The following is a 22,796-nucleotide window of genomic DNA, read 5'->3' on the forward strand; positions in this document are numbered from 1 at the left end:
CCAATCGATCCCCTTTACGTTAAAGTGATTGTGAACGTTTCTGTTGATCTGCTTGCGGTGGATGATTTCGTTTCCAAAACGCGTAGGCAATCGTCAAGAAAATCAACCATGGGATTCCGAACTTCAGGACAATTTGGAAGTCCGTGAACCATGTCGTGATGACGAGCGCGACTAACAAGATCGCGCCGAGTGCCGTCAAATACGGATAACCCATCATCCGGACAGGTAGTTTCCGCCCGCCGTCCCGTTCCCAGGCTTTGCGGAAGTAGAGGTGGGAAATAAAAATCATGAACCAGGTGAAAATCGCACCGAACATCGAAATCCCCATCATGAACGGGTAGGAGACGCTCGATTGGCTGCTGATGACGGCAGCAAGGAAAATACCGAGTGTCGAGATTCCGAGTGCGAACAGCGGAACACCTTTTGCGTTCAGACGACTGAAGATCCGCGGGGCGTAGGTCGCTTTCGAGAGCGAGTACATCATCCGCGTCGAGGCGTACAGTTGACTGTTCATCGCTGACAAGGCAGCTGTTAGGATGATGAAGTTCATGATGCCGCCTGCATACGGAATCGACAGGAGCTCCATCACTTTGACGAATGGACTTTGATCAATCCCGCCGGCCTGTTGCCACGGGACGATCATCAACATGACGGCGATCGTCAGAACATAAAACGTCGAGAGACGGAAGACCGTCGCTTTTAATGCTTTCGGCACGGCAACGTCCGGGTCCTTTGCTTCACCCGCCGTAACCGCGATTAATTCTGTTCCGATAAAACTAAAGAGCGAGATAAAGACGGCGACCCACAGACCGGAAATTCCGAACGGCATGAATCCGCCATCATTCGTGAAGTTTTGCGGGCCGATTTCCGGTGCCGGACTACCGATGATCAAGTACGCACCAAGAACGATGAACATGAGAATGGCACTGATCTTGATGACGGAGAACCAGTATTCAAACGTCGCAAACGTATGGACCGTCGTAGCATTGATATAAATGAGTGCACCGGCAAACAATAAGATCCATAAGTAACCGGGAACGTCCGGGAACCAGTACTTCATGTAAATCGCGATGGCACTGACCTCGACCCCGATGGCAAGAACGTTCGCGACCCAGTACGAATAGCGGACAAGAAAGCCGGCATAGGGACTGATATAGCGTTCGGCAATCGTTCCGAACGCACCGGAAGTCGGATGGGCGACCGTCATTTCGGCGAGGCAGCCCATCAGTAATAAGACGATGAAGGCGCCGATCGCATAACTGATCAGCACGCTCGGTCCGGCGAGACTGATCGCGAGACCACTTCCGAGAAATAGTCCCGTCCCGATGGCAGACCCCATCGCAATCATCGTCAGTTGACGCGTTTTTAAGTCACGTCGTAGTTCAGTAGGGTGTTCTTTCATGATGACCTCCTTACGCGACGACTTCGCGTTCATTTGCGAATTGCGCGTATTCCTTCTCTTCCATAATGGTCTTCAGTGTCGCAACGACGTCGTAGACATCGCTAAACGTATTGTACAATGCGACCGGTGCGAGGCGAACGATGTTCGGTGCACGGAAGTCGGGAATGATGTGATGGGCTTTTAACGCTTTACAGATCCGCGCCGCTTCCGGATGTTCGAGGCTCAAGTGCGCACCACGCTGCTTGTGATCGCGAGGACTTCCGATGAAGAAGCCGTAAGGCGAAAGTTCTTCATCGACCAGGCGCATCATATAATCCGTCAAGGCGAGCGATTTTTCCCGGACGGCACCGATTCCGACTTCTGCGAACAGTTCGAGGGCACCGATTTGCGGCGCAAGACTTAAGACATGTGGTGTTCCAATCTGGAAGGCACCCGCATCTTCTGCCGGCGTCAATGTGTGATCCATGTCGAATTGTTTGTCCTTGCGCGAACCGAACCACCCGGTTAAACCGGGGAGTGTCCCGAAGTGCCGCTCATGGACGAATAGACCACCGACGGTTCCCGGTCCACCATTTAAATGTTTATAGTTGCACCAGTACGCAAAGTCGACGCCCCAGTCGTGAAACGCATGGGGGACGGCACCGACGGAGTGACAGCCGTCAAAACCGATCAGGATTCCCCGGTCATGGGCGGCCTTCGTCAAGCGCTCCATGTCGAGGACTTGCCCGCTCCGGTATAAAACGGTCGGGAGGACGATCAAGGCGATGTCATCTGTCATTGCAGCAATTAAATCCTCTTCGTCAAGGAAACGTCCGTCACGACTCTCGACTTGGACAAGGTGCTCAGCTGGGTCGAGTCCACGTAAGCGAAGCTGGCTTTGCAGTGCATAAATGTCTGACGGGAACGTCAGACTGTCCGCTAAAATTTTCGTCCGTTGTCCGCTCGGAGCAAAGAACGTCGAGACGAGTTGATGCAGGTTGACGGTCGTCGAGCCGGTCACCATGACTTCGTTTGCCCGCCCGCCGACGAGGGGGGCGTTTAAGGCAGCGAGTTTTTCCGACAATTCGAACCAAGGATGGCGTCCTTGCATCCAGCCGTCAATCCCGAGTTCGCGCCAATCGGCAAGCGACTCAAGCAATGTCTGTTCGGCACGTTTGGATAAGAGACCAAGCGAGTTGCCATCCATATAAATCGACCCTTCACGGAGATAAAATTCATTACGGTACTGTGCAAGTTGGTCTTGCTGATCCATGCGGACTGCATCTTCACGGTTTGCGGTAAGTGTCATCTCGGTTCCTCCTCGAACTGAATCCTCAATCAATTTTGACAAAAGCGTAGCAAACAAATTGACACTGTGTCAATATTATCGAATAACGAATCAAAAGGAGTGGTGTGAGGATGAAGGAACCAGGACAGGCGAAAGTCGACAAACGTCATCTACGGACGGTGCGAACACGTGAAAAGCTGCTAGTAGCAGCACGTGACGTCTTTTTATCGCAAGACTTTCAAACGGCAACCATCTCACAAATCATCAAACAAGCAGGTGTCGGTTACGGAACGGCATACGTTCATTTTGAAGGGAAGGATGAATTGTTGATCGTCCTGATGGAAGACGTCATGGACCGGTTTTACAAAATTGCCGAGCAAGTGTTTGAGCCGCGTTCGCGTGCGGACGCAAAACAGCAGATTTTGGAACAGGCGACGGCCTTTCTTCGATTAGCGGATGAGGAGCGGGCGATGCTTCGGATCGTCGAGCAAGCGATTGGCGTATCGTACGTCGTCCGGACGAAGTGGAAACAAATTCGCGAGCGGTTCATCGGACAAATCAGCCAAGACATTTTATATGCCCAACAGCAAGGGCTTGCCCGGATGGATCTTGATCCGAAACTCGTCGCACGCGGGTGGTTTTTCGCAAATGAAATGTATTTGTTTGAAGTCGTCCGGTCAGAAACGACGGCGACGATTGATGAGATTGCGCGGACGCTGACGGAAGTGTATGCACATGGATTGTATCGAGAAGATTAAGTGAAGGCATGGCGGGGAATTGTCCTGTAATTAACTAAAGGGATGTGGGAACCGTGGCATTTGATTATGAGATCGATTTCGAGACGACGGACTTTCGGAAGGAACCGGAAAAATACCGCGTCGGACGGGGGGAGCAAGGTGTCCTGCTTGTCGAACCGTATAAAGGTGAAATCCTGCCGCACTGGCGGTTCAAGACACCGGAGATTGCAAAGGAGTCCTCTGAAAAAATCTATGAAATGTACTTAGCCTATAAAGCGGCGGGTGATTTCGTCGGGATGGATATGGCACGGAAGTTCATTCAGATGGGACACACACGTGCCCGTCGTTATGCGAACTATCCGGGAGGGCGGAAATATAAGGATAAAGAAAAAGGCGAGTTGAACGAACGGGACATTGACCCGGAAAAAGCAAAATCCGCTGAAATCTTTCAAGAGAAGTGGGACTTGATCCGGGCCGATGAAGACTACCTGAAGTTAAAAAAAGCCCATCAAAAAGCATATGGTTAAAATGAATCGAAGAGGATCCAATACGTCAGTAACCTTGCAGCGATGCACATATCTTTGACGACGCTTCCTCCGATTTTTCTTAAAAATCAGTTTCCATATTGCACTAAAAAAGACGGATTTGAAGGGGAACGATTTGTTATTATGAAACAAATCAATCATGGAGTGTGAAAGGATGAAAAAGCTGAAGCAAGTCGTGTTAATCCTGTTCGGATTGAGTATGTATGCAGTGACGGATTATTACATCGAGACCGTTGCGTACTCTATTTTGCTCGTGTTATTCGTAAGCAGTGTGGGACTTAGTTTCGTAGGCGAAATACAGGAAGCGAGCTTTTTTACGACGCGTCGCGTTTTTCTGACGACACTGCTCTGCGGACTGCTCTTCAATCATGTTCTTTGGTTAGAATGGACGGCTTTCTTGTTTGTCTTGCTTGCAGTAGAAGTCAGTGTGAAAGGACTTCGTTTAATTGCGACCGAATTCCGTCTTCGAAAAGAGCTGCAACGTTAAGAAAAGACCGATTCATTTAGATGTCGTACGATAAACAAAGAGTAGGGCGGTCTCCGCTGTATATCCGGATTCCTCCTACTCTTTTTTAGTGGGTGAAACTTAAGACGTACGTTCGATTTTTTCAATCAACCGGGACTGGCGGCGTTGCCATACGACAGAGCCGACTAACGTCACGGCGAGGAAGACAAGTCCCAGCATGAACGGATATAAGATATTGACGTCATACAGCAGACCGGCGAGTGTTGGTCCGAGGACGTTTCCGATGCTCATATAGGCATTGTTCATCCCCATCGCGAAGCCTTGTTCGTTCCCGGCGAGTTTTGAAATCATCGTGTTCAAGACAGGTCGTAAAATCGACGTCGCGAGGAAGATGACCAGCGTGACGGCAAAGAAGCCGCCGTAACTCGAGGCGAAGAGTGAGACGAGAAACCCGAGTGTCGCAATCAATAAAAAGATATTCAATACTTTGCCTTCACCCAGACTCCGGGTGATTTTGTCGACGATAAAGATTTGAGCAATAACGCTGATGATACCCGTCGATGTCACCATGACGGCGATATCCTTTGGTGAAGCACCGAATTGGTTATCAATGAAGAGACCAAGGACGGATTCATACGCCATCAGACCAAAACTCATGACAAGTGTAATGACGAGTGGGACGAAGTACGGTTTTTGGAACGACGCACCGATTTTACTGAGCATCGATCCTTCGTCCGGTGCCATCGCTGTTGCGTCATGGACATCACTTTCTTTGAGCAACAAGATGCTGAACAAGACGGCGAGTCCCGAGACGAGAGCTGAGACGAGTAACGGCAACTTTAAGTCATATTCGGCGAGGAACCCACCGATTCCCGGTCCGATGACGATTCCAAGCGACATCGCGGCCGAGACATAACTGTTTCCTTTCGCCCGTTGATCCATCGTCGTGATATCGGCGACGTAAGCAAAGATTGCCGGAATCAGTAAGGCAGCACCGATACCACCGATTGCACGGGACAGATAAAGAATTGCGACCGAGTTCGAGAAGTAAAAGACGAACATCGACAGTGTCAGACCAATCAGTCCATAGATGATCATCTTGCGACGGCCGTATTGATCGGCCCATTTTCCGGCAACTGGAGACATGATGAGCTGGGCGCCGGCAAAGATGGCAATCATCAGCCCGGCAGCCGTTCCACCTTGTCCGATGGAGGCAAGATAAGCAGGCAGAATCGGAATGATGATCCCGAAGCTCCCGACGGCGATGAACATGTTGATCATCAAGACCGTTAATTTTTTACGTTGATCCGCTTGCAAGGGGACCCCTTCTTTCTGCGCGCTTATGTAAGCGATTATTGTGTCATCCTTATCATCTTAGTTTCAAGAGAAAGACTGTGTCAATTTAGAGGGCTGAAAAGACCAGATTGATTTTGAAATGGATACGGAAAAAGGGATTGCCATCTGAAAATCGATGGACAATCCCTTTTTGGATGTTTTAGATGAAGTCACCTGCTTCTACACGTATCAGGTAAAGCATCAGCTTGTTTTCTTGAACAACCAATTCACATTCGGCGATAACAACGGTCGCAAAATCCGGACGATCGGGCGACTCGACAGGACAAAGACAAGAACTGTCGCGAGCAAAAGTCCTAAGCCGATTAACAGGAACGGTGATTCTGCGATAGCCGGTGGTAAGGAATCCCGGAAGAGACGGACGATGAACGAATGGAGTAAATAAATCGCTAACGTCTGAATCCCGATTTCGTCAAACCGTTCACCGAAAGATCGTCTTGGGACAATCAGGAGGACGGAGAAAATCATGACCGTACTGACTGCATAAAGGAACAGTTGCGTCGCCGCTCCCTTAAGGAGAGATACTTCAAATTCACCGTACGTATCCCGGTAAAAGAGCCATGCCGTATCAAAACCGTTTTTTGTCCAGATGCCCATAAAAATCGCAATCGTCAGTGAAACGACGAGACCGACAAGTCGTCCGGCAGGCCCCGTCAACCGATCGCGGAAACCGTCATTCGCTAACCATCCGCGTTCCTTGACGAGATAGCCCATCAAGAAGAACGGATAAAAGCTAATCACCTTTTGGAGCGACAGGAAGTTTGTGATCGCACCCGGGTCTGCATTGATTAAAAGCGCAACAGCGACACTGATCAAGAGCGGGAAGCGTAAGATGAGGAACCCCGGTGTGACGATTTGCCAGATGATAATGCCGAGCAAGTACCACAATGTCCAGCTTGGGACGAGCGGATGAAGTAATCCGTCAATCAGTCCTTCGAGCGTCTTATCGTTCGCATACGCAAGATAGACTTCATGAATCGACTGCCAAATGAAATACAAGACAACAAACGAAATGATTCGTTTTGGTCGGACTTGTTTGAAGAAGTATCCGCTCATGAAGATGAAGGCCGGCATGTGCAACAAGTAGATGACATTGTAAGCGATTTGGACCGAATCATTGCCGTCAAGATTACGAAACGTCTCGATCAAGTGACCGAAGACGACCGTGAAAATCAACAAGACTTTGTAATTCCCGAGCCAGTGATCGTAAGCCGGCACGGGAATCGGCTTTGGAGCAACCGTCATTTGTTCTCTCCAAGAATGATTTGATCGACGAACCGGGCACTTGATTTCCCGTCCTGATGCTCGAAGAAGTACTCAGCGAACGCTTTGACGTTGTCCATTTCAAAGTCTTCATTTTTAATCCGTTCAATCAATTCATCCGAATTTTTGACGATTGGTCCGGGCACGAATTCTTCAAAGTCATAATAGAAATCGCGTTTAGAGATGTAGTCGTCTAAGTCATAAGCAAAGAATAACATTGGTCGGTTCAAGAGTGAAAATTCGAAACACGTCGAAGAATAATCCGTAATCAAAATGTCTGAGACGAACAACAACTCATTGATTTCACGGTGATCCGTCAAATCGATGAAGAAATCAGCGTACAGTTCTGGAATTTCCATCCGACGACGAACGAATGGGTGCATTTTTAAGACGAAGACATACTCTTCGTGGAACGCTTCGTACAAAGCATCTAAATCAAGTTGGTCGAAGTCGTAATAAGCACTTTTCGCACCATTACCGCGGAAGGTCGGCGCGAACATGATGACTTTTTTCGTTTTGAATGTTGGATATTCTTCATAAATCCGTTCTTTCGCAGCAGCGATGTAGTCCTGGTCGAAGAACATGTCCGTCCGTGGGATACCGGTCGCGACGACTTGATCTTCGCGGAGACCGAATCCTTCAGCGTAGTGGCGCGCGACATTATGTGAACTGACGATTGCTTTCGTATAGTTCCGGTGACTGAGCGAGTTGGCGCTTGGACCACCCGGTTTACCGAGACGGCTGTAACCGAACGTCTTGAATGCTCCGACAGCATGCCATACCTGGACAAGATCCGTTCCTTTACGGATTTTGAGTGGATAGATCATCGGATAGAAATCATCGACGAGAATTGTTTTGGCTGTTGCCAGGTGATACGGCAATGTGAATTTATCACGCCAGTCGCGTCGGGATTGAAGATTCGGTTTGAAGAATGTCTTAACGTCGAGGTTCAAATCGCGTCGCTCGATTTCGTCGAGAATGTAGGCGAAGTTTCCGCTGACATCACTCCGTGAGTCGGAAGCGAGCAAGACTTTGTCTTCCGCGATCGGCTGCGTCCATTTCGTGACGTTGTAGATGGCTTTAAACGTAAACCGACGGAATTTAAAGGCGCGTTTGCGGAAATCCTTTTTATATTTGTTGTACCGGTCAATCATCCGGATGAAACGTTTTGACTCCCCGCGTTTTAGGGAATGGAAGCTTAAGGTGTTGCTATACTCAGAATGTTGGACGACGAGTTCATATTCGAGTTTCAATAACAGATTGCTATGTTTCGTATCGACACGGTAAATGACCGGAATCAGTGCACGTGTGTCGCCGAATGGGGCTTCGTGTAAAATCGAGTTGCCCTGGACGATTGCGAAGAAGGCATCAAAATAGCCCATTGGTAAAGGACGTCCCGTCGGTGTGATGTGATTGAGGTTCAATGAGCCGGTAAAGGTCTCTTCTGTCCAGTCCCCTTCAAATGGGAAGCGGAGGATGAACGTCCGTTTATTTCGTTTATTGCGGAAGACGATGGCACGTTCAAGCGGAATGGGTGCTTCTGGTGCTTCCGATTGAATGTAGTCATCTTCTCGTTCTGTTTCCTGTCCTTCTTGTGCTGTCGGGTTTTCGAAAAGTAATTGTTCTGCTTGCAAGAATTCAGTTAATCCAAACAAGCGTGCCTCAAAGCGGAATGTCGTACCGGCAAGCTCTAAATAGTCGACTTTCGCTTGTAAAGTCGGCATCAGTGTTTCTTCTGTCAAAACAATCTCTCCTCTCCCCTGGCCAGAAAATATTATTATACAATTTCTTACTCAGAAAATTGAATACAAACAATTAAAAATGTAATGGAAAAACAGAACCAATATGAGAAATCTTCGAACTGAATCATTGTAAATATACCCATAATGTTATTAAGTAGAAACAAAAAAACTTAGTGAAGGAGGGAAGTAGACCGCTTCACGGAAGTATTTTGTACTGATGAGGCGTCTGCGATTTAAAATGATTTATGCGGCGATTTTAGCTGGTGGTAAAGGGACGAGAATGGGAAATGTAGACCGTCCTAAACAATTTCTTTCGATTGGTGAAAATCCCATTCTTATTCATACCCTTGAAAAATTTCTGTTAAATGATAATTTCGATAAAATTATCATCGTTACACCAAATACCTGGATTAACTATACTCGTGATATTTTAGAAAAATATATTGATCGAGATGAGCGAATCGTCATCATTGCCGGTGGAAAAGATCGTAATGAATCAATAATGGCTGCTATTGAGTGGATTCAAGCAAAAAATAGTATTTCAGAGACAGATATAATAGTCACCCATGATGCAGTTCGCCCTTTCATAACTCACCGAATCATAAAAGAAAATATTTCGAAAGCACTTGAATTTGGCGCATGTAACACTGTGATTTCAGCTATTGATACAATTGTCGTTTCAAAAGATGGCGAAAGTATAACAGATATTCCAATAAGGGATCAGATGTATCAAGGGCAAACACCACAAAGTTTTCAAATAAAAAAGCTTAAAGCACATTATGAATCTTTATCTGTAGACGAGCGTGCTCTCTTGACGGATGCTTGTAAGATTTTATTGCTTAAAGGTGAAGAAGTAGCACTCGTCACAGGAGAATTCTTTAACATCAAAGTTACAACACCTTATGATTTGCGTATTGCGAATGCAATCCTAAAGGAGCGGATTATCCGATGAGTAATAAATGATAAATCAAATTTACCAACTTGTAGCCCCACGACAAATCGAGGTCACATATGATGAACAGTCTTTAAATTCTGATCAAGTTGTTGTCAGACCAACGTATTTATCAATTTGTCATGCAGATCAACGATATTTTACAGGCAGTCGTAGCACAGAAGTTCTTTCCAAAAAATTACCGATGGCGATGATTCATGAAGGAATTGGAAAGGTTGTTTATGATCCAACAGGAACATTTTCAAAGGGGACTATAGTAGTGATGGTACCAAACACTCCTGTAGAAGTTGACGATATTATTGGTGAAAATTACTTGCGCTCAAGTCGTTTCCGTTCAAGCGGGTATGATGGTTATATGCAGGATTACGTTTTTATTCAAATGGATCGACTCGTTGAAATACCGATCAATCTCAAGCCAGAAGTCGCAGCATTTACAGAACTTGTCAGTGTTGCAGTTCACACTTTAACACGTTTTGATCAAATAGCTCATCATCGTCGTGAATCATTTGGAGTTTGGGGTGATGGAAATCTCGGTTTCATCATCGCGCTATTATTAAAAAAATTGTATCCAAATGCAAAGTTACTTGTTTTTGGAAAGACTAAGTTGAAACTTGATTACTTTTCCTTTGCAGATGAGATGTATCATATTGATCAAATTCCAAAAAATGTTACTTTTGATCATGGGTTTGAATGTGTTGGCAAGGTAGGTAGTCAATATGCAATAAATCAAATAATCGATTACATCACACCTGAAGGGACGGTAGCAATACTTGGTGTATCAGAAGATCCTGTTTCGATTAATACAAGGATGATTTTAGAGAAAGGTCTTCGCATATATGGATCAAGCCGAAGTACACCTGCTGATTTTTCTCATACAATAGAGTTATATCAAATGTATCCAGACATTCCAGAATATTTATCGAATCTAATCGCAGGTGTTTTTAAAATTCGTCAAACTGAAGATATACATCGCGCATTTGAAAGTGACTTAGCGAATCGTTTTGGTAAAACTGTTATGGAGTGGCAGATTTAAAGTAGAAGGGATCACTCATGAAACAAAAAATACGTTTAATTCAGCGGCGGACGGTTCATTATTTACTGGTCATGACGTATTGGCTTGCGAGACGCTTGCCGATTGACAAGCAAAAAGTCGTGTTTGCGACATATCGTTCAGACAAGCTCGTTGATAACTTCCGTGCCGTTTATGACGAACTTGAGAGCCGCGATCTTGGATTCAGCTATGTGTTCCTGTTAAAGCGGTTCCCACGAGGTCTTTTCGGTCAGATTAAATACGTCTTCCACATGATGCGGGCGACGTATGAACTCGCGACTGCCCGCTGTTTCATCATCGATGACTACTATTATCCGGTCTATGTCTCGTCACTGCGTCAAGGGACTGAGGTCATTCAACTGTGGCATGCATGTGGCGCCTTTAAAAAGTTCGGTTACAGTGTGCTCGATAAATCCTATTCACCGGACGATGATTACTTGAAGATGGTTCAAATTCACCGAAACTACTCGAAAGTCTATGTCTCGGGAACAGCCTGTATCGAACCGTATGCTGAAGCATTCGGGATGGACGCGGCCCGTGTTCATCCACTCGGTGTCCCACGAACGGATCAACTCTTGAATCCGGCGCGCCAAGCACATGTCGAACAAAAACTGTATGCTGACTATCCGGAGTGGCGTTCGAAGAAAATCATTTTTCTTGCTCCGACTTTCCGGGGCAACGGTCAGACGACGGCACATTATGATGAGGAACTAAATTTCGAACAGTTCCGCCAAGAGCTCGGGAGCGAGTATATTTTATTGTTACGGATGCATCCGTTCGTGCTTAATCGTCCTGTCGTCCCGGCTGAATTTTCGGACCAAATCATCGATATGACGAATTATCCGGATATCAATGATTTGATGCAGATTTCAGACATTTTGGTCACGGATTATTCGTCCGTCATCTTTGAGTTCGCTTTACTCAAAAAACCAATCATCTTCCTCGTGAATGATTTGACATCCTATAAGGAAGAACGTGATTTTTACTTCCCGTATGAATCGTTTGTCCCGGGGCCGATTGTTTCCTCGTTCAACGAAGTCATCGCTTGGGTGAAACAAGGGCAGTTCGAATCAGAGAAGATTGAGGAATTCGCCCGTCAATTCTTCACGTATCAAGATGGGCAAGCGACAAAACGCATCGTGGATCATCTGTTAGATCATGTGCAGTCGCCTGCAGTGTCACCTGAAAAAACGACAATCGTGTAAATACGATCATCTTGAAGGACATCACACAGTATATAGAGAAACCCGGACGATTCTGCTTTTAAAAAAAAGTGAGAATCATCCGTGTTTTTTTGATTGGTTTCCTGACAGGAATGAGGGAAACGTGCAGAAGAAAAAGCGATTATTTGATCAACTTCGTTTGGGGAGGAAGTTGCAAAATAATCGCTTATGACTGTATAAATGGGGCTTGATTGGCGCGAGCAGGGGTAGCTCGCAGGATGCGCACTCCTTAAAAGTGCGTTAACTTTTCGCGGGCAGGTGTCCGTTTTTTTAGTGGTGGAATCATCGCAGGCCAACCGAGTTGGATGACACCGGCGACACGTTCTTCATCATGGGCACCGACGAGTGTCGCATATTCGTCTGTAAACCAATGTTTCCCGCTTTTCCAGCAGCTTCCTAAACCAAGTTCTGATGCAAGCAGTTGGATGTTTTGAATCATCGCAGCAGTCGCAAGTAAATCTTCTGTCTGTTGATCGTCTGTTCCTTGAACGTGATAAAGGACCGTCAAGAACACCGGGACTTCACTTATTTTTTCTTTAAATGATAGGCGTTGCTCATCCGTTTTTTGATCGAATTGACCACGTGCTTCAAGGAGCTCCATCAATTGTTCGACATACCGGACTTGTCCTTCACCAATCGCGAGAACAAAACGCCATGGTTCGCGTAACTTATGATTCGGTGCATAAATTGCTGCTTCTAAGATTTCTTCAATCATTTCGGATGGAACAGGTTGATCGGTGTAGGAACGAACCGAACGTCGTTCTAAAATGAGTTGTCGTGCATTCATCACTATCATCTCCTGACCTAAGTACTCTTAAAATATAAATGATAACGATTATCATTGTCAATGGTAATACGAAAAATAAAACGAACGGTGACTAGAATTCAATGGAAGTCATCGTTCGTTTCATGTGGTTATTGTTTTTTGCTTGCTGTCGTAGCGAGTTTCTTTTTGACTTGGCGTAATCGCAGTAATGCCATTAAATAATGTGCAAAATAAATTGTGAAACCAAAGAAAATCGGGATCGCAAGTCCGAGTTCGACACCCGGAACAGCCGTCAAGTTAATGTAAAGCAAGACCGTCATGGACAACGTATAAAAAGTTGCTTCAAGCAACTGCGGCATGATGCGTTTACGCTTCAAGAAAAACGAGCGGATAAGCGGTAAGATGACGAGGCTGACGAGCCGATCAATTAGACCAATCACGAGCACGCTGATGACGATTGCGAGACCACCTTCGAACTGTAAGAGGTTCGGAAAGACATAGTACGAGACAAGCACTAACGGACCGACGAGTAAGAAAATCGAGACCGAAGCACGGAAAAAGACGAAGAGACTGTTGATACTCGTTAAAAACGCACGCGAGATTTTTTGCGACCAGGAAAGAGATGGTCGTCCGACCTGCCACGCGAAGCAACAGGCGAAAATGAACGCGTAAAATTGAAGGAAGGCAACCATAAAGCATCTCCTTTTGATATGAACTCAATGAACCTAGTGTAGCGATATTAGAGAAGAAGTGCAAAGGTGAACGATTAAAAAGCCAGCTGACGATGTGCCGTCAACTGGCTCGATAAGACACGTTAATCTAAATTCGGTTCTTTTTTTCCATGAAGGAAGAATGACAATACGAGTGCAAGAGCAGACAAGACAGTCGCCACCCAAAAGGCATCTGTAATTCCACTGATCGTCGCTTGTTTCGTCAATTGCGTCAACCAGCTAACGGATGCGGCTTGTGGACTACCAAGCTGTTGTCCGAGCTCACCAAGGTGTTGCGAGAGCGTTGGGTCAAGTGTCGTAAACTGGTTGGCATCGTCCGCGAGATGAGCTGTCGTCTGACGGGTCATGACCGTGACGAGGATGGCCGTCCCGATTGATCCAGCGATTTGGCGTAATGTATTTTGTGTCGCGTTTCCGTGAGGAATCATCTTCATCGGCAGAGCGTTCATGCCAGCTGTCATAATCGGCATCATGATGAACGCCATCCCGAAGGACCGGAGCATATAGATGCCCATGATGGAATAGTAAGACGTGTTCAAATCAAGTTGCGTCAATTCCCATGTTCCGTACGTCATCAACGTCAGACCGAAGATGGCAAGCGGTCGAATGCCGAACCGGTCGAACAGTCGACCGGCGAAAGGACCGGTGATTCCCATGATCAATGAACCAGGCAGTAATAAGAGACCTGAGTCGACGGGTGAAAAACCACGGATGCTCTGCAAGTAAATCGGCAGCAGCAACATCCCGCCGAACAAGGCCATCGTGACGATGACGTTAATGAAGAGGGTGAATGAAAATTCCGGTACTTTTAGGACACGGATGTTCAGCATCGGGTCGTCCATCGCAAGCTCACGCAAAGCGAAGGCGGCAATACCAAGTAACCCGATGACGATCGTACTGATGACGACAGGGCTGTCCCAACCGTCGTTTCCGGCTTCACTGAATCCGTATAAGAGACTACCAAACCCGATCGTACTAAAGACAACACCGAGGACATCGAACTTTGGTTTTGATAACGGTTGGACGAGTTTGAACCAGGCAAATCCAAGTAAAAGTGTTAAGAGACCAAAGAAGGCCATTGCATAGAACATGACGTGCCAATCGTAGTTTTGAATGACATATCCTGTGATCGTTGGTCCGATTGCCGGTGCAAGAATCATCGCAATCCCGAGCATGCCCATCGCAGCTCCCCGTTTATGGGGTGGGAACAATGTCATGAAGACGTTCGTACCGAGCGGCATCAAGACACCGGCCCCGGCTGCTTGGACCACACGTCCAATCATCATGACCGGGAAGTTCATCGCCATCGAACAAATGATCGATCCGAAGAAGAACAACGTCATCGAGACGAGAAACAAGCGGCGAAACGTATAGCTTCGCATGAGGAACGCACTGATTGGAATCAAGATCCCGTTGACGAGCATGAATCCGGTCGTCAACCACTGTGCTGTCGACGTCGTGACGTTGAAGTCGTTGATCAAGACAGGAAGAGCGACGTTGATTAATGTCTGATTCAAAATCGCGATGAACATTCCAATTAACAGGACAGTGATGACTTTCGGGATACTGATGTTTTCCGTTGAAATCGTCGCTTGCGCTTGCGGAGCAGGGGCGGCTGGAATCGCGCCAACCGCTTCTGCTTCAATCAATGTTTCATCAAGCGCCGGACCTCCTGCGCCAGCTACCCGCGGTTGCCGTGCCCGGCGTGCAATCAAATTGACTGCAAGGAACGTGACAAGCATGAACACAATGTATCCAAAGAGGAAGGTCGTAGACATAAGCGTCCCTCCTTAATCCTTATGAATGCGGACGGTCACATTCATACCAGGGCGAATGTCGAGTGATTTTTCTTGTGAGAGCGACACCTTCACGGGAATCACTTGCGCGACTTTTGTATAGTTTGCGTTTCCATTCGATGACGGCATCATCGAGAACGTGCCTGCTGTTGTCATCCCGATTTGTTCGACTTCACCCGAAAGTGTTGTATCGGGATAACTATCGACATAGACATCGACGGCTTGACCGACTTTGACTTCATCGATTTCTGTTTCTTCGACGTTTGCTGTGACCCATAATTCATTTAAGTTAAATCCGTAAGCGAGCGGCGTACCGGCACCAACAAAACCGTTCTCTGTCGCCATCGACTGAACGACGGTTGCTTTTGCTGGCATTTCGATTGACGCATCAACCGGTTTTTGACCAGTTTGTGCCATCATGACGTGACCAAGTGTCGCCCCGTTATCGAGTGTCTGTCCTGTTTTTGCCGTCCAGTCAGTGAGTTTTCCAGCGCCAGGACTAGCAATTGTAATCATCTTACCGTCGATTTTGGCATTTTCTGTTTTGACGTAACTTGTTGCTTGATCGTAGTAATAATAACCGATTGCGCCACCACCAATTAAAACGACGAGCGTTAAAATATTGATGATTAATAATTTCTTCATGTTCATGAGTAAGTTGCATCCTTTCTGTTACTAGCTGATCGCCCCAGTGCGGTCTCATAAAAAAGACTCCTCTGGGGAGGAGTAGTTAATACAGTTAATTATATGGGTGCATAACAAACAAACAACCAACAATTTCCGACAAAATGTTGGAAAAGTCTTTGTTAACGGATACAATACGTAAAAAGGAGCTGAATTTTAAATGAATCAGTCGTGCGATCCGCGTCCTAAACGTTCACGTGAACGTATTACGACAGAGCTATTTCATTTACTTGAACACCATTCCTTTTCGACGATCACCGTCAAAATGTTGACGGATGGTGCTGAGGTCAATCGTTCGACCTTCTATGCGCACTATAAAGATAAATACGATTTGCTGGATCAAATCGTTGAGGAACACATGACGTTGCTCGCAGAAGCGATTCGGATTACAGGAAAACAATCGGCCGAGCCTCCGACAGTCGAACGCGTCAGTCGTTACTTTGCACGTTTGTTCATCCACATTGAGCAAAACGAGCGCTTTTACCGGACGATGCTGCTCCAAGGAACAGTCAAGACGTTCATCTCACGTTTCTTGGATACGTTAAAAGAAAACTACCGTCTTGCTTTCCGGGAGACGACAAGTGTCTCTGTTCCGGTGGATCGGGATTTATTACTGAACTACGTCATTGGTGGTCAACTCGGGCTCTTGATGTCGTGGTTACGAAATGATCGTCCGTATTCCTCCGAGTATATGGCAAATCAGCTCAGTCAGATGATCGTCTTCGGAACAGTTGAAAGTATTGGTTTTCCTCAGACACGTCCAGGGACTGTCTAAAAAATGAACTAAAAAGCGCCATTCCGATGTGAGGGAATGGCGCTTTTGGTGCTAGTCGGATATAACGTTAGATTACGCTTGACGGAATTCCAGCTGTTTCGTATAAATCGTACTTTGGTTACGTCCGTGCTCTTTTGAAGCATAGAGTGCTTTATCCGCTTGTTGCAATGCTTCAAGTGATGTATGGGATCCACCCGAATGGGCAATTCCTAACGAAATCGTAATCTTCAAATCAGGTACATTTGCAGTCGGGAACAGGTTACGGGCGACTGTCGTCCGCGCTAATTCAGAGATTTTCTTCGCATCCTTCAATGATGTATTCGGTAAAATGATCAAGAATTCTTCTCCGCCGTACCGACCGACTAAATCATCCGGACGAACGATAGAGGCAAGTGTCGTTCCGAGTTGTCGCAACACATCGTCGCCGGCATCGTGACCATATGTATCGTTAACGTGTTTGAAGAAATCGATATCGATCAGGATAAGTGAATATCCGTCGTCATCCGATCCGACGAGTGATAGCGAGTCGTCCAGACGTCGGCGATTGGCGAGACCCGTCAAGGCGTCGGTCATCGCAAGTTTTTGCTGGTACTGGATATTTTCAAAATGTCGTCGCAGTTCGGCTAATAAGCGATAGGTGACGAGTCCGGCTAATAAATTAAAGAAAATGTACGTAACCGATACTTTGAAAAACGTTTCCCAACTGTTTGTCAGTGCATAGATGGCTGGTAACGAATAGAGAATACCGATTCCAATCATTAATTCAAAGGTCAGCAATGTATTACGTAAAAATCTGCGTGCTATGCCAATTGTCAAAATGAATAAAACCATGATGACGGAAGCGAGAATCGCTCCTTCGATTTGATCAGCAGGTGTAATTAAAAAACGCGTTCCGATAATCATGACTCCCGTGATGAGGGCACTAGGCAATCCGCCAAATAATGTGGCAATCGCGACAGGAATGATGCGTAAGTCAATCCGGGCAATATCAATTTGAATGCTGTTGAACATGAGGAGTACAGCAATTGCACCAGCTACACAACCTAAAATAAGGCGTGATTCAAGCTTTGATTTTGGTGTAATTCTTGGTTGATTTCGAAAAGGTAAAAATAAAAGCGTGATCGTCGTGAATAAGAGACAAAAATTTATGATGAAGTTATTCATAATAGACAACAAATCCTCCCAACTCCCCCTGCAGTATACTTCCAATTATATACTTTGAGTATACTCGTTCTACTAACGGTATAGGAGGTCTGAATGTTTAGAATAAAAAAAGAAAAACAGCATAAAACACCTGTTTTTCTCGTAATTCTTACTTTATTAATTGGATGAGACGACTTCTTCATCCATTGTCGCAAGGATTTTATCAAATACATGAATCATCACGTTCAGTTCTTCTTCAGATAAAGTGCCGAATCGCTCCTGAAGATATGTGCGACGGACGACTTCGAGATTCCGAAAAGCGGCCTCTCCCTCGTCAGTCAAGGCGAGGACGATTGAACGACGATCTTCCGTCGAGCGTGTCCGTGTCACAAAACCGGTCTTATACAGTTTATCTGTCAAAGCGGTGACCTGACTTGTCGCGAGTTCGAACTGTTCCGCGAGTAATGTCGGACGCTGGGGGCCGTTTTCAGATAAGCTGCGTAAGATGAAGAATTCACTTCGCGTGGCAGTACCTTCAAACAGTTGATTCAACTCACGGCGCAACGTCCGGAGAATCACGCGCATTTGTTCTTCTAATCGATATGTCAATTGGTCATGTTGTTCTTGTCCCATCTGAGCAACATCCTTTCTGTACTACCTTCTACCATTTAGTGTACTAAAAATATCGGAATTTTACTATGAACACGCTAGGATTCAAAAATATAAATTGACAAACAAGAAACATATTATGTACTATGTCGAAGTAATGAATTAGTAAATCAACTTAATTAGTTCTCACTCAACCAGTGGGATGGAGGTTGCGATTTTTATGAGTCGGGTTACGGATGTCGTCAAGCGGCAGATGAAATAGCTCAAAAGGAAGAATTGCCGAAATCGTAGACTACTTTGAAAGTCAGCGATTGGGATTAGATCAAACAGGTCTAATACTGTCATGAACCGTTTGCGGTTTATGGGGAGCTATCTTTCACGACGGTAGAATGAGACGCATCATCGATATGTTGCGTTCTCATCTTCCTCTTGGAAGGTGAGGGCGCTTTTTTGCGCCCTCTCAAAAATTATAAAAAGAGAGAAGCGACAAACATGAACAATTTACAACAGCAACAACACCCCCTTGATTCCACAGCAGAAGGGCTACAACGAGGGCTTCAAGCCCGGCATATGTCGATGATTGCAATTGGCGGAGCGATTGGGACCGGTTTATTCATCGCGTCAGGTGCCTCTGTTGCAGCGGCAGGACCGGGCGGTGCGTTACTTTCTTATACAATCGTCGGATTGATGGTCTACTTCTTGATGACGAGCCTTGGGGAGATGGCCGCCTATATGCCGGTCGCAGGATCGTTCTCGACGTACGGGACGAAGTTCGTCGACCCTTCATTCGGATTCGCCTTAGGATGGAACTACTGGTACAACTGGGCCGTCACGATTGCCGTCGAGCTCGTCGCAGCACAAATCGTCATGCATTACTGGTTCCCGAACATTCCGGGCGTCTATTTTAGCGCGCTGTTTTTACTTTTAATGATTGGATTAAATTATTTTTCGGTCAAAGGATTCGGTGAAGCCGAATACTGGTTTGCGATGATTAAAGTCGTCACGGTCATCGTGTTTCTTGGTGTAGGAGTCGCGATGATTTTTGGTATCTTTACTTCGGAGCCACCAGCAGGCTTCAAAAACTTTGGCTTAGGTGATGCACCGTTTGTCGGAGGGATTCCAGCTGTCATCGGTATCATTCTTGTCGCAGGTTTTAGCTTTCAAGGGACGGAGCTCGTCGGAATCGCAGCAGGCGAGTCGGAAGATCCGGAAAAAAATGTCCCGAAAGCAGTTAAACAAGTGTTTTGGCGGATTTTATTATTTTATGTATTTGCGATCTTCGTCATCGGAATGTTGATTCCATACACAAGTCCAAATCTTGTCTCAAATGATATTACGGATGTTGCCGTCAGTCCGTTCACACTCGTCTTCGAAAAAGCAGGACTCGTGTTTGCAGCAGCATTGATGAATGCGGTCATCTTGACGTCCGTCTTGTCTGCCGGGAACTCCGGGATGTATGCTTCAACCCGGATGCTCTACACACTGGCACGACAAGGTGATGCACCGAAACTATTTGCGAAAGTCTCAAAAAACGGTGTGCCGCGGAATGCGTTACTCGCGACAGGGGCGATTGGTGCGCTTTGTTTCTTGACGTCGATGTTCGGTGGACAAGTTTATCTTTGGTTACTGAATGCTTCCGGAATGACAGGATTTATCGCGTGGCTCGGGATCGCGATCAGTCATTACCGTTTCCGAAAAGGTTTCGTCGCCCAAGGGCATGCGTTACGTGACTTACCGTACGTTGCACCGGCGTTCCCGTTTGGTCCGCTATTCGCATTTGGCCTATGTTTCCTCGTTATCGTTGGGCAAAACTATGCCGCGTTCCTCGCTGATCAAATCGACTGGGTTGGGATTGCAGCAACGTATATCGGAATTCCGTTATTCTTGGTCTTCTGGCTCGGACATAAAGTCAAACACCGGACATCGGTTGTCCGGTATGATGAGATGGAGTTTCCGAAACATCCGAAAAAATAATAGGATAAGCTAAAGGACCCTCTCGCTTACGAGAGGTCAGACTATAAGCAAAGTGTTATCGGGAATCGGGAGATCAAGCGTCTTTTTTCGTTGCTTTCCTCGGGCGAGGCGCAAGCCGTTGCTCCTTGATCCTAACGGACAATGAGCAGGGTCTTGCCTGCCTCTGACAGTGCGTTGAAAACGCACTTTTCCCTTAGGAGTCAACGAAACATGACGCTTTTTAGGTAGTATCGTGACGGATTGTCTCTCATTATCGCATGTTTACGCTTCTTAATAGTTTGTCTACACACAAAAACCCTCTCACTTGCGAGAGGGTTTTTGTGTATAAAAGAACCGAGTGGTTTTCCGAAAGATTTTTTTAGTTTCTTTCCATGATATGTCCCTGCAAGTATGTCAATCTGTAATCGGATTATTTCTTTTTAATAATTTTATTTTTATTTAAAAATATTGTTTCAATAAAGTAAAAATAAGGAATAAATTCTTTACGGTAAATCTACTAAAACAATCGGGATGGAGGAAGTGTGAAATGAGTACATATGAATTGATTTTGACACTGGGTTCGGCCGCGTTCTTCATGGCGCTCGTTGCTTATGTATCCTATCGCATGACACGAGGCAAGGAACAGGGAGTTGACGAATATTTTTTGGCAGGACGTGGACTAAGCGGAATCTTTATTGCCGGTTCCTTGCTTCTGACCAACCTTTCGGCAGAACAACTGATTGGTTTGAACGGTCAGTCGTTCATGGGGAATATGTCGAGCATGGCGTGGGAAGTCACGGCAGGGTTTGCTGCCATCATCATGGCGATCTACCTGTTGCCTAAGTTTTTGGGGATGGGGATTTCGACGTTACCTGAATTTTTAAGTCAGCGCTATGATGAAACGGTCCGGCGGATGACGGTGCTCTTATTCTTACTTGGCTACATGTGCGTGACGATTCCATCGATGCTTTACTCCGGCGGGATTGCCGTCTTACAACTGTTTAACGTACCGGAGTTATTTGGATTGAGTTATACGCAGTCGCTGTGGCTCGTCATTTGGGTTGTCGGGATCATCGGGGCCATCTATGCAATTTTCGGAGGACTACGGGCTGTCGCCGTATCCGATACATTAAATGGAGTCGGCCTTGTCATCATCGGTTTCCTCGTTCCGATTCTTGGTTTTTTTGCACTCGGGGACGGGAATATGGTCGACGGGATGAAGCGTCTCGCAACGACACACCCTGAAAAATTGAATGCGATTGGGTCGTCAACCGATGCCGTTCCGTTCTTTTCGATTTTTACAGGAATTTTGTTTGCGAATCTCTTCTATTGGTCACTTAATCAATATGTGATTCAGCGCGTGCTTGGAGCAAAGGACTTAAAAGAGGGACAAAAGGGTGTCTTGATGACAGGCTTCCTGAAACTACTCGTCCCGGTATTCATGTTGATTCCGGGTGTGATTGCGTACCATTTGTATGGAGATAATCTAGCAAGTGGAGATTTGGCCTATCCGAAATTAATCACGGAGTTGCTCCCTGTCTCATTGATGGGATTTTTCTTGGCCGTCTTGCTGGGAGCAGTCTTTAGTTCATTCAACTCACTCTTAAATAGTATCGCGACGTTGTTCGTACTCGATATTTATCGCCCGGTCTTTGCGAAAGAAGCGACCGACCGCCAGCTGATTCGTGTCAGTAAAATCTTCGGAACGATCGTTGCCTTGATTTCATTTGTCGTCGCTCCATTCTTAATGTATGCACCAGACGGTCTTTGGACGTTGATTCGTCAGTTCACAGGATTTTTCAACATTCCGATTCTCGTCATCGTCATGATGGGAATGCTCGTGCGGACGATTCCGCCGATTGCTGCCAAAATCGTCATTGTTTTTCATGTCATTGCCTATTACTTCTTTGTTTTCGGACTCAGACAGTTGTTCGGAATCGATCACGGCATCAGCTTTATCCATGGCTACGGTATTTTATTGGTGATCGAAGTGCTGTTCATGTGGTTCATGGGGAAATATCGTCCTGTTATGCAGGTGAATCGTCGTCGACCGGTACGTACGACGGGGATGACACCATGGAAATATGCGATGCCTGTCTCGGTCTTACTCGTGTCGAGTATCATCTTGATGTATGTCCTCTTCTCGAAAATAGGACTCGCCTATCCGGATGGTATCGTTTCAGGCTGGTTCTGGCCAATCACGCTTGTCTTGCTTGTCGGGACGGTCTTCCTCTGGCGCTTTGCCTTGAAGTCGTGGCATGCGCGGTATACGACTTATCTCGAGGAAGAGTACAAACGAGCGGAATAAGTTCACAGTTGACGGCTCAAATCGATTAAG

The 22,796-nt window shown here is 46.2% G+C and carries 20 protein-coding genes and 1 riboswitch; of the genes, 9 read left to right on the forward strand and 11 right to left on the reverse strand.

The features are described from left to right. Positions 1–19 precede the first annotated feature (19 nt). Both AC0VYQ_RS01145 and kynU read right to left on the reverse strand, forming a co-directional pair. Complete coding sequence (locus tag AC0VYQ_RS01145; RefSeq protein WP_214770570.1) at positions 20–1,402, reverse strand: amino acid permease; 1,383 nt, start codon at positions 1,400–1,402, stop codon at positions 20–22. A gap of 10 nt (positions 1,403–1,412) precedes the next feature. After that, complete coding sequence (gene kynU / locus AC0VYQ_RS01150; RefSeq protein WP_475404024.1) at positions 1,413–2,690, reverse strand: kynureninase; 1,278 nt, start codon at positions 2,688–2,690, stop codon at positions 1,413–1,415. Positions 2,691–2,800: 110 nt separating this feature from the next. Between kynU and AC0VYQ_RS01155 the strand changes: the two genes are divergently transcribed. The 3 genes from AC0VYQ_RS01155 to AC0VYQ_RS01165 all read left to right on the forward strand — a co-directional run bounded on the left by AC0VYQ_RS01155 (position 2,801) and on the right by AC0VYQ_RS01165 (position 4,438). After that, positions 2,801–3,427, forward strand: a complete 627-nt coding sequence (locus AC0VYQ_RS01155) for a TetR/AcrR family transcriptional regulator (protein WP_475404025.1) — start codon at positions 2,801–2,803, stop codon at positions 3,425–3,427. A 53-nt stretch (positions 3,428–3,480) separates the two neighbouring features. Then, on the forward strand, positions 3,481–3,933 hold the full coding sequence (locus AC0VYQ_RS01160) for a DUF4385 domain-containing protein (protein ID WP_088836053.1): 453 nt from the start codon (positions 3,481–3,483) through the stop codon (positions 3,931–3,933). Positions 3,934–4,105: 172 nt separating this feature from the next. Then, on the forward strand, positions 4,106–4,438 hold the full coding sequence (locus tag AC0VYQ_RS01165) for a hypothetical protein (protein WP_088836054.1): 333 nt from the start codon (positions 4,106–4,108) through the stop codon (positions 4,436–4,438). Between the two features lie 99 nt (positions 4,439–4,537). On the opposite strand, the gene AC0VYQ_RS01170 is transcribed toward AC0VYQ_RS01165, so the two are convergent. The 3 genes from AC0VYQ_RS01170 to AC0VYQ_RS01180 form a co-directional block, all read right to left on the reverse strand. Beyond that, complete coding sequence (locus AC0VYQ_RS01170; protein ID WP_214894101.1) at positions 4,538–5,734, reverse strand: MFS transporter; 1,197 nt, start codon at positions 5,732–5,734, stop codon at positions 4,538–4,540. 219 nt (positions 5,735–5,953) lie between these two features. Beyond that, a complete protein-coding gene (locus AC0VYQ_RS01175; RefSeq protein ID WP_475404026.1) occupies positions 5,954–7,015 on the reverse strand; it encodes an acyltransferase family protein in 1,062 nt (353 codons plus the stop codon). Next, entirely contained in the window at positions 7,012–8,775 is a 1,764-nt protein-coding gene (locus tag AC0VYQ_RS01180; RefSeq protein ID WP_251137231.1) for a CDP-glycerol glycerophosphotransferase family protein, read from the reverse strand. The genes AC0VYQ_RS01175 and AC0VYQ_RS01180 overlap by 4 nt, the downstream gene beginning before the upstream one ends. 238 nt (positions 8,776–9,013) lie before the next feature. Here AC0VYQ_RS01180 and AC0VYQ_RS01185 point away from each other — a divergent pair, with 238 nt between their 5' ends. The 3 genes from AC0VYQ_RS01185 to AC0VYQ_RS01195 are packed head-to-tail and all read left to right on the forward strand — an operon-like array spanning position 9,014 to position 11,983. Then, a complete protein-coding gene (locus AC0VYQ_RS01185) occupies positions 9,014–9,727 on the forward strand; it encodes an IspD/TarI family cytidylyltransferase (protein WP_475404027.1) in 714 nt (237 codons plus the stop codon). 7 nt (positions 9,728–9,734) lie between these two features. Further along, the gene (locus AC0VYQ_RS01190; protein ID WP_475404028.1) at positions 9,735–10,760 is read left to right on the forward strand and encodes a ribitol-5-phosphate dehydrogenase; all 1,026 of its coding nucleotides are present in this window, start codon (positions 9,735–9,737) and stop codon (positions 10,758–10,760) included. Between the two features lie 17 nt (positions 10,761–10,777). Next, positions 10,778–11,983, forward strand: a complete 1,206-nt coding sequence (locus AC0VYQ_RS01195; protein ID WP_475404029.1) for a CDP-glycerol glycerophosphotransferase family protein — start codon at positions 10,778–10,780, stop codon at positions 11,981–11,983. A gap of 247 nt (positions 11,984–12,230) precedes the next feature. Here the strand turns inward: AC0VYQ_RS01195 and AC0VYQ_RS01200 are convergent, their stop codons facing one another. The 4 genes from AC0VYQ_RS01200 to AC0VYQ_RS01215 form a co-directional block, all read right to left on the reverse strand. Further along, a complete protein-coding gene (locus AC0VYQ_RS01200; RefSeq protein WP_088836057.1) occupies positions 12,231–12,788 on the reverse strand; it encodes a nitroreductase family protein in 558 nt (185 codons plus the stop codon). 128 nt (positions 12,789–12,916) lie between these two features. After that, a complete protein-coding gene (locus AC0VYQ_RS01205; RefSeq protein ID WP_159174009.1) occupies positions 12,917–13,459 on the reverse strand; it encodes a hypothetical protein in 543 nt (180 codons plus the stop codon). A 122-nt stretch (positions 13,460–13,581) separates the two neighbouring features. Next, positions 13,582–15,276, reverse strand: coding sequence for a DHA2 family efflux MFS transporter permease subunit (locus AC0VYQ_RS01210; protein ID WP_475404030.1), 1,695 nt, complete (start codon positions 15,274–15,276; stop codon positions 13,582–13,584). Positions 15,277–15,288: 12 nt separating this feature from the next. Then, positions 15,289–15,945: an HlyD family secretion protein gene (locus AC0VYQ_RS01215; protein ID WP_159174007.1), complete on the reverse strand. Its 657-nt coding sequence runs from the start codon at positions 15,943–15,945 to the stop codon at positions 15,289–15,291. Between the two features lie 193 nt (positions 15,946–16,138). Here AC0VYQ_RS01215 and AC0VYQ_RS01220 point away from each other — a divergent pair, with 193 nt between their 5' ends. After that, the gene (locus tag AC0VYQ_RS01220) at positions 16,139–16,753 is read left to right on the forward strand and encodes a TetR/AcrR family transcriptional regulator (RefSeq protein ID WP_029332343.1); all 615 of its coding nucleotides are present in this window, start codon (positions 16,139–16,141) and stop codon (positions 16,751–16,753) included. Positions 16,754–16,825: 72 nt separating this feature from the next. Here AC0VYQ_RS01220 and AC0VYQ_RS01225 read toward each other — a convergent pair whose 3' ends face one another. Beyond that, positions 16,826–17,917 carry a diguanylate cyclase domain-containing protein gene (locus AC0VYQ_RS01225; RefSeq protein WP_475404031.1) on the reverse strand — a complete coding sequence of 364 codons (1,092 nt, stop codon included), beginning with the start codon at positions 17,915–17,917 and terminating at the stop codon, positions 16,826–16,828. A 156-nt stretch (positions 17,918–18,073) separates the two neighbouring features. Next, the gene (locus AC0VYQ_RS01230; protein WP_029332345.1) at positions 18,074–18,529 is read right to left on the reverse strand and encodes a MarR family winged helix-turn-helix transcriptional regulator; all 456 of its coding nucleotides are present in this window, start codon (positions 18,527–18,529) and stop codon (positions 18,074–18,076) included. Positions 18,530–18,700: 171 nt separating this feature from the next. Continuing rightward, a riboswitch (Lysine riboswitch) is annotated at positions 18,701–18,885 on the forward strand. Between the two features lie 112 nt (positions 18,886–18,997). Here AC0VYQ_RS01230 and AC0VYQ_RS01235 point away from each other — a divergent pair. Together AC0VYQ_RS01235 and AC0VYQ_RS01240 are read left to right on the forward strand one after the other, a co-directional pair. Continuing rightward, complete coding sequence (locus tag AC0VYQ_RS01235; protein WP_475404032.1) at positions 18,998–20,479, forward strand: amino acid permease; 1,482 nt, start codon at positions 18,998–19,000, stop codon at positions 20,477–20,479. 526 nt (positions 20,480–21,005) lie between these two features. Continuing rightward, entirely contained in the window at positions 21,006–22,766 is a 1,761-nt protein-coding gene (locus tag AC0VYQ_RS01240) for a solute:sodium symporter family transporter (protein ID WP_214767666.1), read from the forward strand. The last annotated feature ends 30 nt before the right edge of the window (positions 22,767–22,796 follow it).

It is taken from the genome of Exiguobacterium sp. QJM3NY_9 (assembly GCF_056173545.1).

Coding starts and splice junctions, on each gene's coding strand:
- AC0VYQ_RS01240 (WP_214767666.1), top strand. CDS start 21,006: ATGAGTACATATGAATTGATTTTGACACTGGGTTCGGCCGCGTTCTTC.
- AC0VYQ_RS01145 (WP_214770570.1), bottom strand. CDS start 1,402: ATGAAAGAACACCCTACTGAACTACGACGTGACTTAAAAACGCGTCAA.
- AC0VYQ_RS01155 (WP_475404025.1), top strand. CDS start 2,801: ATGAAGGAACCAGGACAGGCGAAAGTCGACAAACGTCATCTACGGACG.
- AC0VYQ_RS01230 (WP_029332345.1), bottom strand. CDS start 18,529: ATGGGACAAGAACAACATGACCAATTGACATATCGATTAGAAGAACAA.
- AC0VYQ_RS01175 (WP_475404026.1), bottom strand. CDS start 7,015: ATGACGGTTGCTCCAAAGCCGATTCCCGTGCCGGCTTACGATCACTGG.
- AC0VYQ_RS01225 (WP_475404031.1), bottom strand. CDS start 17,917: ATGAATAACTTCATCATAAATTTTTGTCTCTTATTCACGACGATCACG.
- AC0VYQ_RS01200 (WP_088836057.1), bottom strand. CDS start 12,788: ATGAATGCACGACAACTCATTTTAGAACGACGTTCGGTTCGTTCCTAC.
- AC0VYQ_RS01165 (WP_088836054.1), top strand. CDS start 4,106: ATGAAAAAGCTGAAGCAAGTCGTGTTAATCCTGTTCGGATTGAGTATG.
- AC0VYQ_RS01220 (WP_029332343.1), top strand. CDS start 16,139: ATGAATCAGTCGTGCGATCCGCGTCCTAAACGTTCACGTGAACGTATT.
- kynU (WP_475404024.1), bottom strand. CDS start 2,690: ATGACACTTACCGCAAACCGTGAAGATGCAGTCCGCATGGATCAGCAA.
- AC0VYQ_RS01235 (WP_475404032.1), top strand. CDS start 18,998: ATGAACAATTTACAACAGCAACAACACCCCCTTGATTCCACAGCAGAA.
- AC0VYQ_RS01185 (WP_475404027.1), top strand. CDS start 9,014: ATGATTTATGCGGCGATTTTAGCTGGTGGTAAAGGGACGAGAATGGGA.
- AC0VYQ_RS01190 (WP_475404028.1), top strand. CDS start 9,735: ATGATAAATCAAATTTACCAACTTGTAGCCCCACGACAAATCGAGGTC.
- AC0VYQ_RS01215 (WP_159174007.1), bottom strand. CDS start 15,945: ATGAACATGAAGAAATTATTAATCATCAATATTTTAACGCTCGTCGTT.
- AC0VYQ_RS01205 (WP_159174009.1), bottom strand. CDS start 13,459: ATGGTTGCCTTCCTTCAATTTTACGCGTTCATTTTCGCCTGTTGCTTC.
- AC0VYQ_RS01210 (WP_475404030.1), bottom strand. CDS start 15,276: ATGTCTACGACCTTCCTCTTTGGATACATTGTGTTCATGCTTGTCACG.
- AC0VYQ_RS01195 (WP_475404029.1), top strand. CDS start 10,778: ATGAAACAAAAAATACGTTTAATTCAGCGGCGGACGGTTCATTATTTA.